Raw genomic sequence first — 12,364 nt, forward strand, 5'->3', positions numbered from 1 at the left:
GCGATGACGGCGAAGAGCGGCGAAAAGGCACAGAAGACGGGCGACTTCTACTGCACCAGGTGCCACGAGAAAGTGCACGTGCGGCAGGGTGAAAAAATCCCGCCGTGTCCCAACGGACACAAAGAGTTCGGAGCCCGGCGCAACGAGCCGGGAAACGCGTCCTGAGGCCGTCGCGGATTCAGGTGGAGAGCGCCGCCCCGCGCATGACCCAGTAGGTGGCGGGTACCCGGCCACCGCCTGATCCACAGGCGAAGCTTCACACATGCCCCCCGCCCCACCCCACCGATCCGCCCCCACCACCGACGGAAAGGAGCTCACAATGCCCACCCCTGACCCGCACTCGCTGCCCTTGGCTGATTACGACCATCTGTCCGTGGGAGAAATCGAATCCCGCGTCCGCTCGCTGACCTCCGAGGAACTGGAAGCGGTACTACGCCACGAGCGGTCCCATGCCAATCGCCCAGCAGTGCTGGCGGCGCTCACCGCACGACGCGACCAGCTCGCGGCCGGGGCTGAGCCCACCCAGGGAGACCCCGACGCCGTACGGCCGCAGGAGCGCCCCGGCCAACAGGGCGGTTCCCCGGTCTCGCCTTCGACCGCCGCGCCTCCCATCCACCCTGCGCCCCACGGCACCCCCGACCAGCCGGCGAGGCCGAAGGGCAATCGTCCTTGAAGGGTGCTTGCCGACCGAGCCCGCGGCCGGGTGATCTGGCCCGCTCGCGTCCCAGTCCGGCAGGGTGTCATCGCGGTTGCCGGCGGTGCCGCGAGTGGGGCGCCGCGCCCGTCGGTGTACTGGTCCGGTGCCCCATGGCGCCGGCCGGGTGCGGGCGTCCGGTCCCGACTTCACACCCGGCGTCCCGCACAAAAAGGCGTCTGACCTGGGGTTTTGTCCGTCGGACGCCTTCCGCTCGCCCCACCAGCACGGCGAGCGCATTCGACCGGGCCCACACCCGAGTGCCCACGTCGTTCCGTAGGCCGCAGCGTCCACGGAGTTGCCCGCCCTGTTGCGGAACAGCCGCCCGTCCGACGTCACGCCGAAGCGTTCGATGTGCGCTTTGAGCATGCGTACGAACTGCGGTGGGATGCCGGTGAAATGGGCACCGGCCGGATCGCGGTGGCCGCGCGCCGCTTGAGCGAGTGCACCTCGTGCACCGCGCCGTCGCCTGTCCATTCCTTTTCCGAGGTTACGACACCTCCCCGTCCACCTTGCGGCACAGGGCATCCAGCGCCCCGCGCAATGCATCGGCTGCCGCCAGAGCGTTGACGGGTGGCGCTTCATCCAGTCCGGCGTCCGGTCCCATCGCTGGTCGAGGAGCGACAGAAGCATGAGGAAAGCGACCACGGGGACTCACAGGGGCGTGGACGGACGAATCGGCGTCTACTTCTGGGCTTGCTCACCGAGCAGGCCGACCACGTAGAGAAAGCCATAGGCGAAGAAGACGAAGAAGAACACCCGCAATGCGACGCCCTTCACCTTCCACCGCTCTCTCGCCCTGTCCGTGTCGTATCGCTCGCTGCTCAAAGCGGGCTTCCTTCCTGGCGGTCCGGGAGGTCCTGGGGGTCCGGGAGGTCCCTGAGGGTCCGGGAAGTCCTGGACGTCTTTGGGAAAATCGATGTCAGCGCCCCAGACTCGCGAGGACCGCCCTTGCCGCGTTCTCGCCCGAAGTAGCCGCGTCGGCGAGCGAAGGCATGTCGAGCTGGTAGTCGCCGGCCAGGTGGATCGGTCCCAGGGGGTTCCGCAGCGTTGGCAGCGACTCGCGCCTACCGGGAGCCCAGAAAGGCACAACACGGTGGTGCCGCCGCACCACTCCCTCCCCGAGCTTCCCTTCGAGCTGAGGGTAGATCGACAGGAGATCCTTGGCGAACCGGGCCACGATCTCTTCGTCGGAGAGCTCGAACAAGTCGTCGGCGACGGCACCGCCGGCGAAACACGCCAGCGCACCGCCAGGCTTCCGTGAGGCGCCCTTCCGAATGGCGGCGGCGTGGTTGAACATCGCCTGAAAGGAAAGCTGCGGTGTGGACACACCGAAGAACTCGTCCCACGGCTGCGGCCCCTCCTCCTCGGTGAAGAAGCCGACGATCACGTACCGGCCGTAGCGAATATCGCCGAACGCGTTGCGGTATTTCTGCGGTAGTCCCGGAAGGATCTGCAACGCGACGTCGCCGGGAACCGCGACGACGGCTCGCTGCGCGCGCATCCGCACCGGGCCGTCCCCGTCGACATAGTTCACGGCGACCCCGTCTCCGTCCGGTTCCACAGAGCGGACGGCCGACCGAAGCCGGAGGCGTTCGCCCAGATCGGCGGCGAGAATATCGGTCAGCGTCTGATTACCCCCTACCGGCAGGGCGAAGTTCGGCACCTTCGCCGGGTCCGCGAGGGCGAGCCCGATCGACGTCACAAGCTGGGTCGCTGCCGTCTCTCCGGGCTCGCATCCCATCCACTGACCCGACCACGATCGGACCATGTCGTGGACCAACTCGGAGCGAACGCCGCGTAGAAGGTCCGAAGCGAGACGCTTGTCGAGCCTGGCCCGTACCCTTTGCGCCACGCCGCTGTCCGACTCCAGGAACGGGACGGCCGAGACGATACGGGCGCCGACCATCGCCATGCCGACCCGGTCCAGGAAGCTCATCCGCGTGCGGAACATGAGCGCGAAGAGGTTGGACGTGTCAACCAGTCCCCCGTTGAGGACCAGCGCCACGCTCTTGCCTGCCAGCGACCCCATCTCGATGCCGTGGTGATGGAGCGCGTCGATCAACGGCCCGGTCCCCTCGGTGAACTGCGTCCCGACGTTGATCCAGTAATCGCCCTTCCGGACCGTCTCGACGCGCCCGCCCGCCCGATCCGCGGCCTCGAACACGACGACGTCGGTCTTGCCGGCGAGCGTCGTGGCTGCCGTAAGCCCCGCCATCCCCGCACCGACGACGGCCACATCGCAGGTCTCCTCGCGTACGGGTTGCGCTGCGCTCGTCACATCCGATTCGGGCTTCGCCTGCGTCATCTTCTCGGCTCCCCACTTTCTCGATCTCGAATCGAGTTTGAGTTTACAGCACGACCGCGGCCCCAGTTCGTTCGAGTGCCCTCCGGGATCCGGCCCGACCACCCGTCAGTTGCTGTCCACGGGAGACACCTGGCTCGGGCCGCGACGGCGTTCAAGACGAACGCGATACCCGGGTGCGCCGTCACAGCCCGGCGCACCTCCCGGACGTCACCGTGACGCCCCGGGAGGCGCCGAACGCCGTCGTGACCGAGCAGGCGAAACAGACGTACTCGGCTCAGACAGGACTGTCCTCACCGGGAAATCCAGCGCCCGCTCGTCTTCCACGAGGTTGTCCGCCTGGAAGGCGACCGTGTCACAGGCCGCCGACGTTGCCGTGCGGGTCTCGCAGTCCGCGGGACTGGCCGTCATGCCGCGCAGCGCGTCACCGTGGCCGTCGGCATGGCCGAGACCCCCGTTGCGGTCGACGGTGAGGCGCTGCGGATGCCTACCCCGGTCGTGTGCACGCTACGTCCAGGGGGCGCTGCGGGTCCTGGTACCGCGTGACCGCCCGGGTGCGGCGGTACCCGTGCCGCCCGCGGCTAACGACGGATCATTGACCTCGCATTCGACCGCTCCGCGGGGACCGGCTCACCTACGCACAACTGAGGCGGCGCGCCACAAGGGTGGCCGGCGGGCGGCGGGCCCGCGGAGTGGAGCGAGGAGACCGGGTGGCCGTGAGGTACCCGGCGGGCACGAATTCGGCCCTCGCCTTCTGGGCCCCTGACGGCCGGCGGCATCGCCGTGGCAGTCAACACCCGGTCCGCTCAGCCGGAAGTGGAGTTCGTCCTCGGCGACACCGGCGCGGAGGTCGACCTGCCGGACGACGCACCGTTGCCGGACGGCGACCCGTACGTCACGACGGATCTGGGACCCACCGACGTGGCGGCGCTCTTCTACACATCCCACCGACGTGGCCGCGCTCTTTTGCACATCGGGAACGACCGGGTGCTGCCCCAAGGGAGTGCCGACCACGCAAGAGGCGTTCGTGACCAACGCCGAGAACCTGATCCGCTGCCTCGGCATACCCGGGAGGCCGGGCCACATTCACGGACTCTGATCTCGGTCCCTCTGTTCCATGTCACGGGCCGCAACGCGCAGTTCATCGTCGCCGCCCACCTCGGCGGCACCTCGGTGATCATGCCAACGCCCGATCTGTCGCGGTTGGTGGCTGCGTTGGCCGAGGAGCGGTTCCCCTTCCTGGTGACCGTCCCCACGGCGTACTTCCTGCTGCTGCGCCATCCGGGCTTCACCGGTGCCGACGTCTCCGGGGTGCGCTGGCTGGCGTACGGCGGGGCCACGGTCGCGCCGTCACTCGTGCGCGCGGTGAAGGAGACGTACCCGCGGTCCACAGTGATCAACGGCTACGGCATGACCGAGACGGCGTCGCTGTTCAGCGTCCTGCCGGACCGGATGCCGCCAAGCACGCGGACTACGGATAGACGTCGCAGATGTAATCGCGCACTGCCGAGACGGCTCGCCGATTCCAAGGTTCCGCAGTACGCCACGGTCGTCACCGAGGCGCGAGGCGCTGCCGCGTGACGCCGGAGGCAAACTGCTCAAGAACTGGTTACGACCAGGTGCGGTGGGACGGCCCGCTGCGTCAGCCGGCCGCGCGCGGCCGGAGGACAGCCGCGCGGTGGTGACAGGGCGCGTCGGACCGGCTCGGTGCGTCGGCCGATTCACCGTTTCTCTTCGGAGGCATACGTCTCCAGGTACGCGGTGACGAGGCGGCGCACCTCGTCGATCGTGGCGTCGTCACCGGTCGGCGAGCGCCGGAAAGCGGTGTCGAACAGCCGGGTGCCCACCTCGAAGGCGAGAAGCAGGGCGAGCAGCGGTGTGTCGGCGGGTACCAAGCGCTGCTCGACGAGGTGGCGCCAGAGCCGTTCCGCCTGCGCCTCGTCGAAGGCGCGCACCAGTTCGTCGAGTGTGGCGTGACGGCCCGCGAACCAGAGTTCCGTGCAGCTCCGGTGGCGGCGGAGGTAGCCGAGAAGCAGGTCGACCATGACGTCGACGGCCTCGCGCAGGGTCTGCGCCCCGGGTTCGGCCAAGGTGTCGCCGATGAGCCTGTCCAGCTCGTTCAGGTGCCGTTGCAGCAGCTCGGCATCGACCTGGTACCGGTCGGCGAAGTAGTGGTACATGGAGGCGATCGGGATACCGGCGCGCTCACCGGTCGCCTTCAGAGTGGCGGCCTCGTAACCCCGCTCGGCAAGCACGGCCTCAGCGGCATCGAGGATGGCTTTCCTGCGCTCCACCCCGCGGCGCTGCGTTGCCGACCGAGCCGGGGTCCGAGTTGTCGCACTTTTATCGAACACGATTCGAGATCGTATCAGCCGCGATGCCACACCTCCCGTTCGTTCGTATCGACAGGTCCCGTTCGGCACGTATCAACAGGCCCCGAATGCGTCATGAACACGAACACGACGTCATCGGTTCGACGGGTGGCGCGGCCGCTGTCCCGGAACATCTCGGCAGCGCAGACCGCCGGCCGTCAATGACCTGCGCCAACCCGTCGAGGAGAAACCATGGCCGAGCGATTCGCGGGACAGACCGCGATCATCACGGGCGACGGCCGCGGAATCGGGCTCGCAACCGCCTAGCGTCCGATCACCGAGGGCGCGAAGGCGATGATCATCGGACGCCAGCCCGACGCCCTGGCCGCTGCCGTCGCCGCGCTCGGCGCCGCGGACACGCACTCGGCAACAACACCGGCATCAACCCGTGTACGGGCCGCGATGGAACTTGAACTCGGCTCGCCCGCAATGTGGTCGAGGTCAGCGTCCTCTCCGCGCTGTCGCCGCTGTCATGGGTTCAGAAGATCAACACAGCGTGGATGCGCCGACACGGCGGCGCGATCGTCAAACGTGACGTCCCCCGGAGGTATCCGGCCGGAGACCGGCATCGCGATGTACGGGGCCGGCAAGGCGATACTGATGCGCCTCACCAATGCGCTGGCCATCGAACTCAGCCCTCGATGACCGGCCCCGCAGGCACGTTCCGTCCGGGACAGGACCGACTCGCGCGCCCGCGCCCACGTCGTTCCGTAAGCCGCAACCACCACGTCTTTCCCGAATCTTCCCCACCCCGACCGGCCGCCGCGCCCCTGGGGACGTGTGGACGTACGGGACCTCACCCTCCGCCGAGATCCCGTTGAGCCGGACCATGCTGCTGATGCCCACCGAGCTGGTCCGGGCCGCCGGGGGCCACGGCGGCCCGGACCAGGCCGGGGACTTCCTCATGGTCAACGGCGTCACCACCCTGGCCGCATGCCCTCGTGTTACGAGCGTCCTTGGCCGACCATGAGCAGCTTCGGGTGGGTAGTCGCTGGAGCCGGGATTCCGTCCTTCGCCCGCCGTCCTTCGCGTCCGCCGTTTTTCGGAAACCGGTCTGCTGTGCCGACCACCTGTCGATTCACCGAGACGAGCCGCCGTGCCGCCGTCGACGAGGCGCTCGATGTGGGACGGAGAGCCGTTAGCAAAAAGCCCGTTCGGCCGCCTCCCGGATCGTGTCTGCCAGCATGTCGGGGGCTGTGAGGTGAGCCGCGTGTCCTTGCCCGGCGAGTGTGACGACCCGCGCGTTCGGCAGGGCGTCCGCCAGGTCGGCCACTCGCTCCCTCAGGTGGAGGGGGCTTCGCTCGCCCTCCACCAGGGTGGTCGGTACGCCGAGCCGCCGGAAGCGGTCGACGCCGACCCCGAGCGCGTCGATCGCGTCGGTGTCGGCCAGCGCCCCGGTCGCCTGCGCAGTGAACACAGCAAGCGCCTTCGGGTTCGCGATGAGCGTTTCCACCAGCTCCGCGGGTTCTTGGGAGATGTCACGCAGGTGAATCCGCATGGCCTCACGAGGGTTCCCAGCGGCGAGGGCCTCGCGAGCGCGCCGGGCCGCCGTTCCCCCGACCAGTGACCGGGTGGGCACCGGCGGGTCGTAAAGGACCAAGCCCGCCAGCCTCTCAGGCGATTGCACCGCGGCTTCCAACGCGGCGACCGCACCCGAGGAATGCCCGACCAGCAGCACGGGGCGGCCGAGGAGCCGGGCGATCGTCAGCACGTCCGCCGCCTCGACGGCCATGGAATACCCGGGCGGGACACTCGCTCCGGGCACGTAGACGCGACGGGCGATTCTGACCACCCGGAAGTCGCCGGCCAGAGACCGTATGACGCCGTCCCAGCATCCGGCGCTTCCACCGCCCCAGTGGACGAGGAGCAGCGGCGGCCCTGCGCCGTCGTCGAGAGCGGTCACCATCGCGCCGTCCGCGGACGCTGCCGCAAGCTCTGCCATGCGCCCAGTCTGCGCCGCCCGGCCGACAGCCCACCAGCAGCCCGTCGACGGGCGCGCGCAGAGGGGCGGACCCGCGCCTCACCAGAAGCTGCCGTCGCCACCAAAGCGTCAGCGATCGGAGCGGGGCGGCATCGCGCTTCCGACGTCCCGCCATGCACTGCGAGGACACCAGCGCTTCCCGCGGTTGGCCTGTTGGTCGGCCGGTTCGGCGATGTTCGCCTTGATGTTCCGGCGGCGCAGGTAGGCACGGTCGGCACAGTTCCTGCCCGGCCCGCCACGCCGAGCCGGATGCCGAGAGTGCGTACTGCCCCCGGACTCCACCAGGCGCGGCGAGACATCCTCTCCCGTGACCTTGAGGGCGGCGGCCGCCGACGCCGGTAGACGCCGCTCCCTCACCACCGATCCCGTCCGCACCCGGGAAAACGCCTCGGACGGCTACCACCGCGCACTCGCCGCGCACCCGGAGGCGGCCCCGCCGCACGCCGGTGGACCCGGCCGTCGCGGAAGCGGTGCAGCGGCAGACCGCCGCGATGCGCACGCTCAGCGTCCGTGTCGTTCCTGAGTGCCTGGCGGAATGGGGCGTAGAGCGAGCAGGGCGATGTCGTCGGTGCTACCGGCGCCGAGGCTGAGGATCAGTTCGTCGCAGAAGACGTCGAGGGGTGCCTGGGCGAGGGCGGCGGTGTGCCGGCGCAGGCGGTCCAAGGCGTCGCTGAGGGATTCTCCCGGGCGTTCGATCAGGCCGTCGGTGAACATGAGCAGGGTGGAGTGGGCCGGCAGCAGGTCGCGGGCGGTGGTTCTGGGAAGGGTGCTGTCCATGCCGATGAGGAGACCGGAGGCGGAGTCCAGGTAGTCGGTATCGCCGTTGGGACAGGTCAGCAGCAGGGGGAGGTGTCCGGCGGATGAGTGGTGCACTTCCCGTGGGTCGTTGTTGTGGGGACCTTTGACGACGGCGTAGGCGCAGGTCGCGGTGGAGTGTGGGTACAGGGTGAGGGTCGCGAGGTCGAGGCGGCGCAATACCTCCGACGGCCGGTCCTGGCAGTCGACGGCGATGCCGCGGAGCATGTTGCGCAGTTGGCTCATCGTTACGGCGGCGTTCAGATCATGTCCGGACACGTCTCCGATGACCAATGCCGTGTCGCCGTCGGGCAGAGTGAAGGCGTCGAACCAGTCGCCGCCGACCTGGGCGGTGGTACTGGACGGGGCGTAGCGGGCGGTGATCTCCATGGACTGGATGTGCGGGAGGCGGGGCAGCAGGGAGCGCTGAAGGCGCTCGGCCGTGGTACGGGTGTGCTGGTGCAGACGGGAGTTGTCGACGCTCAGCGAGATGCTCTGTACGAGGTCGGCGACGAGGAGCGCGTCCTGTTCGGTGAAGGGGGCGTCGTGGCGGGTACGTACGACGATGAGGGCGCCCAGCACCTCACGTCGGGCCCGCAGTGGAGCCATGATCGTGCTGCCGGCGCCCAGTTGCTCGAACAGCCTCAGCTGCCGGGCGTCCAGGGCGCTTTCCGCCTGGTCCGGTGAGGGGATGTCGGTGATCAGCAGGGGGCCCGCGCCGTTCAGTACCCGGGCCAGCGGTCCTCGCGCGTTCTCGGACACCGGGGGCAGCCTGCCGAGGTCCACCCCGACACTCAGCGCCCGGGGCTCGCGGTGGACGACGCAGACCCGTTCGGCGTCCCCGTGCTCGTCGAGCAGGTCGACCACGCACCAGGCGGCCATCTGCTGGGTGAGGACGTGGCACACTCGGCGCAGTCCCTCGCGCAAGTCGAGTGTGCTCGACAGCGCGGTGGTGGTGTCGGCCAGCAGGCTCAACCGCTCCCAAGCCCGTGTCGCCTTCTCATCGCCGGCCCGCGGCGCTGCTGCCGCGCCGGCATGCAGCCGGACCGAGGGTCCGTGATCGGGACGTGATACCGGCCGGTCCTCCCCGGCGGCCGTCGCTGTGGGCTTGAACTGGCCGACCCGTACGGCGCGGCCGTCCACCGCCTCCTGACTCTGGACGTGCAGACGCACATGGACCAGGCTGCCGTCGCGGTGCAACGCCGGCAGCGGGATGGACCGGCCCATGATGCGGGACCGGCCGGTCAGCCGGAGCGCGGTGAACCCAGCCCGATGACGCTCGCGCAGATGTTCGGGAATCAGTACGGTCAACGGTCGGCCGATGAGCTCGTCGGCCTGCCATCCCAGCAGGTCGGCCAGAGCGGCGTTGGCCGCGATGATCCAGCCGTCCTCGTCGGCCGCGACAGTCGGAACACTGCTGTCCTCCACATCGCCGGCGTCCCACGGCGCCAGCTCGACAAAGGTCGTGTCCGGCACGCCGGGCAGCAGCGTCCACGCGGTGGGCGGACCTCCGGAGAGTTGAGTGACCAGCTGGTCGAGCATCCACCGGTCGTGGCTCCGCACGTGCGGCGGAGCCGGCAGGGTGAGCAGGGACTCCAGCTGCGCCGCCACGTCGCCTTGTTCGAACACGTGCCGCAACGTGTCCACGGCGGGCGCGGCGTCCAGCGGGAACGCGATGTCCAAGGTCACCGTGGCGCCGCTGGTGACCGTCTCCGCCAGCGCGGATGTCATGCACGCGTTGATCACATTGGCCACGTCGTTGGCGATGAGCAGTTCGGCGCCCGACACTCCGGCGCGCTCCTCGACGCGTGGGGTCAGCATCAGTTCGCGCAGCAGCTCGTCACCGTGCTGTTGCGCCGCACGGAACACGATGTACGGCATGTCGATCAGTGTCACGGTCGCGGTTCGCCCGTACATGGGCATGGATCCCCACCCGGACGTCGGCGGCACCGGGGCCTTCGGCCATAGCTCGAACCAGACCGTCTTGCGCCCCTCCCCCACGTGGGCTCCATGACTGGAAGCCAGCCCAGCGACCACGGCAAGGCCCCTTCCGGCACCGGCATACGGCCTGGACTCCCGCGGCACGAGCGGGCGGTCCGGTCGGCCGTCGCCGACCCGCACGCGCACATGTCCCCCGTGCGACCAGATCCGCACCTCCACCTCGGTACGCGCGTGCAGCACCGCGTTGGTCACCAGCTCACTGGTCAGCAGCTCGGCGGTGTCCACCACCTCCGGCGCAACACCCCGCAACGCCGACCGCACGAACCGCCGGGCCAGCGGCGCACTGCGCGCCTCCGGAGGGAAAAGCCGAAAGAGGACTCCGGGTGGACTGGAGCTATCCATAGCACCATCAATCCCTCTAGGGAGCGAAAATCTAACGGGTCCGTGCGGTGTGATCCACCGGGTCCGGGGGCCCGGGGACGTCTCCCACCTTGAGGTCGTCTTTGATGGTTCTTGCCGGCGGGTTGGGTCATGCTGCCCGGATCCGGGCAGGCGTCGGACATGGTGTGGCGGCATGAGCTGACCGATGTGCGGTGGTGGGCGATCGAGTCGCGGTTGGCGGTTGAGGGCCGGTCGGGCGGGCAGGGGCGGAGCATCGCACGGTGGCAAATGGTGTGCCGTACCCGGGCCTGTACGGGGGGTGCCGTACCGGGCCTGCCCGAACGGTACGGGCCTTGGCAAACCGTCTACGAGCGGTATCGGCGCTGGTCAGCGGACGGCGCCTGGCAGCGCATCCTGTGAGGTGGTCAGGTGCTGCCGGACAGGCGCCACCACTTCGCCCTCGCCCGGGACGTGCGTACCCAGCCCCGCCTCCACCGGTAAGCGGCGCTACGCCTCCCTGGCCGGTCGGTGAGCCGTCTCCGCGTAACCGCGGTCGTTCTTCTCCACCACGCTCCGGGAGTACCGGGTCTGGTCGAGTGTTCGGCGGCAGGGCGGCCGCGGTACGGCTTGACGCTGACGCAGCGGCAACTTGGACGATGACGCCGTACGGCAGGCACGGCCACCCCACCGGAGGTATTCGTCATGTTGCGCGGCAAGGGCATCCACTACGACACCGGCACCTTTCCCAACGGCGACACGTCGCGCCCCGTCTTCGACGTTCGGGACGTCCAACGGGACATGCGTGTCATCGCGGAAGACCTGCACTGCACCGCGGTCCGTATCACCGGGGGCGATCCGGACCGTATCGAGACCACTGCGCGGTACGCGGCGGAGGCGGGGCTGGAGGTCTGGTTCTCGCCGTTTCCCTGCGAGCTGTCGAACGCCGAGATGCTGCCGCTGTTCACCGACTGCGCCGAACGGGCGGAGCGACTGCGACGTGACGGCACCGAGGTCGTCCTCGTCACCGGCTGCGAAATCAGCGTGTTCGCCCGCGGCTACCTGCCCGGTGACACCCTGAACGAGCGCATTCCGGTCCTGGCGGGACCCGGCCGCGAAGCCGCGCTCCAGGGCGTCCCCGACAAGGTCAACGCCTTCCTGGGGGAGGTCGTGGATGCCGTGCGGCCCCTCTTCGGCGGCCGCGTGAGCTACGCCTCCTGCCCTCTGGACGGCGTGGACTGGGCCCCGTTCGACATCGTCGGCCTGGACGCCTTCCGTAGTCTGCGCAACGCGGCGACCTACCGCACCGACCTGCGCAAGGAATGCGGCCACGGCAAACCCGTCGCCATCATGGAGGCCGGCTGCTGCACCTACCGGGGAGCGGGAGAGTACGGTGGCGCCGGCTGGTACATGGCGAAGGAGGCCGACGGCGTCACCCTCAAACCCGGCCTGGTGCGCGACGAGAGCGAGCAGGTCCGCTACCTCGACGATCTCATGACCGTCTTCGAGGAAGAGGGCGTCGACTCCGTCTTCTGGTTCAGCTTCGCCGGTTTCAGCACACCCCACCGGACATCCGGACCGGACGAGGACCTCGCCTCCTACGGCATCGTCAAGGTCCTCGACGAGCACAGCGGCTATCCCGCCGACAAGCGCGCCTGTCCCGGCATGCCCTGGGAACCGAAGCAGGCGTTCCACGCACTCGCCACCCGCTACGGGACCCGCTGAGCTTCTTCTCGATGGTCACCGATCGGACTCGTGACACGGGTGCACGGCACACGGGTGTACGGCACACGGGTGCACGACGAGCGAGGCCCCGGGCCGGTTGAGCGAGGTACCTGAAGTCTCAGATCGCCTTGCTGAAAGCGACGGGCGTTGACATGGCCGTCACCGGGTGTCGG

Annotated in this window: 10 protein-coding genes; 5 read left to right on the top strand and 5 right to left on the bottom strand. The window is 69.2% G+C overall.

The window, feature by feature from the left end; all coding sequences use genetic code 11:
* The first annotated feature begins 319 nt into the window (after positions 1 to 319).
* Positions 320 to 673, top strand: coding sequence for a DUF8129 domain-containing protein (locus CP973_RS22915; protein ID WP_150244443.1), 354 nt, complete (start codon positions 320 to 322; stop codon positions 671 to 673).
* A 705-nt stretch (positions 674 to 1,378) separates the two neighbouring features.
* Here CP973_RS22915 and CP973_RS40150 read toward each other — a convergent pair.
* Together CP973_RS40150 and CP973_RS22930 are read right to left on the bottom strand one after the other, a co-directional pair.
* Positions 1,379 to 1,522, bottom strand: coding sequence for a hypothetical protein (locus CP973_RS40150; protein WP_167538491.1), 144 nt, complete (start codon positions 1,520 to 1,522; stop codon positions 1,379 to 1,381).
* Positions 1,523 to 1,616: 94 nt separating this feature from the next.
* Positions 1,617 to 3,002 (bottom strand): flavin monoamine oxidase family protein, encoded by a 1,386-nt coding sequence (locus tag CP973_RS22930; protein WP_150244446.1) that lies wholly within the window; start codon positions 3,000 to 3,002, stop codon positions 1,617 to 1,619.
* Between the two features lie 780 nt (positions 3,003 to 3,782).
* Here CP973_RS22930 and CP973_RS22935 point away from each other — a divergent pair.
* Positions 3,783 to 4,580: an AMP-binding protein gene (locus CP973_RS22935; RefSeq protein ID WP_208853284.1), complete on the top strand. Its 798-nt coding sequence runs from the start codon at positions 3,783 to 3,785 to the stop codon at positions 4,578 to 4,580.
* 140 nt (positions 4,581 to 4,720) lie between these two features.
* Here the strand turns inward: CP973_RS22935 and CP973_RS22940 are convergent, their stop codons facing one another.
* Positions 4,721 to 5,422, bottom strand: a complete 702-nt coding sequence (locus CP973_RS22940; protein WP_341874851.1) for a TetR/AcrR family transcriptional regulator — start codon at positions 5,420 to 5,422, stop codon at positions 4,721 to 4,723.
* 787 nt (positions 5,423 to 6,209) lie between these two features.
* Between CP973_RS22940 and CP973_RS41450 the strand changes: the two genes are divergently transcribed.
* On the top strand, positions 6,210 to 6,341 hold the full coding sequence (locus CP973_RS41450; protein WP_280119026.1) for a hypothetical protein: 132 nt from the start codon (positions 6,210 to 6,212) through the stop codon (positions 6,339 to 6,341).
* A 168-nt stretch (positions 6,342 to 6,509) separates the two neighbouring features.
* Here CP973_RS41450 and CP973_RS22945 read toward each other — a convergent pair whose 3' ends face one another.
* Together CP973_RS22945 and CP973_RS22955 are read right to left on the bottom strand one after the other, a co-directional pair.
* Positions 6,510 to 7,313: an alpha/beta fold hydrolase gene (locus CP973_RS22945; RefSeq protein ID WP_150244452.1), complete on the bottom strand. Its 804-nt coding sequence runs from the start codon at positions 7,311 to 7,313 to the stop codon at positions 6,510 to 6,512.
* A 540-nt stretch (positions 7,314 to 7,853) separates the two neighbouring features.
* Complete coding sequence (locus tag CP973_RS22955; protein WP_150244455.1) at positions 7,854 to 10,490, bottom strand: SpoIIE family protein phosphatase; 2,637 nt, start codon at positions 10,488 to 10,490, stop codon at positions 7,854 to 7,856.
* A gap of 159 nt (positions 10,491 to 10,649) precedes the next feature.
* Between CP973_RS22955 and CP973_RS22960 the strand changes: the two genes are divergently transcribed.
* Together CP973_RS22960 and CP973_RS22965 are read left to right on the top strand one after the other, a co-directional pair.
* On the top strand, positions 10,650 to 10,889 hold the full coding sequence (locus CP973_RS22960) for a transposase (protein ID WP_425282070.1): 240 nt from the start codon (positions 10,650 to 10,652) through the stop codon (positions 10,887 to 10,889).
* 282 nt (positions 10,890 to 11,171) lie between these two features.
* Positions 11,172 to 12,191 carry a hypothetical protein gene (locus CP973_RS22965; protein WP_150244469.1) on the top strand — a complete coding sequence of 340 codons (1,020 nt, stop codon included), beginning with the start codon at positions 11,172 to 11,174 and terminating at the stop codon, positions 12,189 to 12,191.
* Positions 12,192 to 12,364 lie beyond the last annotated feature (173 nt).

This window comes from Streptomyces albofaciens JCM 4342, from assembly GCF_008634025.1.
In the GTDB taxonomy this organism is placed as follows: Bacteria; Actinomycetota; Actinomycetes; order Streptomycetales; family Streptomycetaceae; genus Streptomyces; species Streptomyces albofaciens.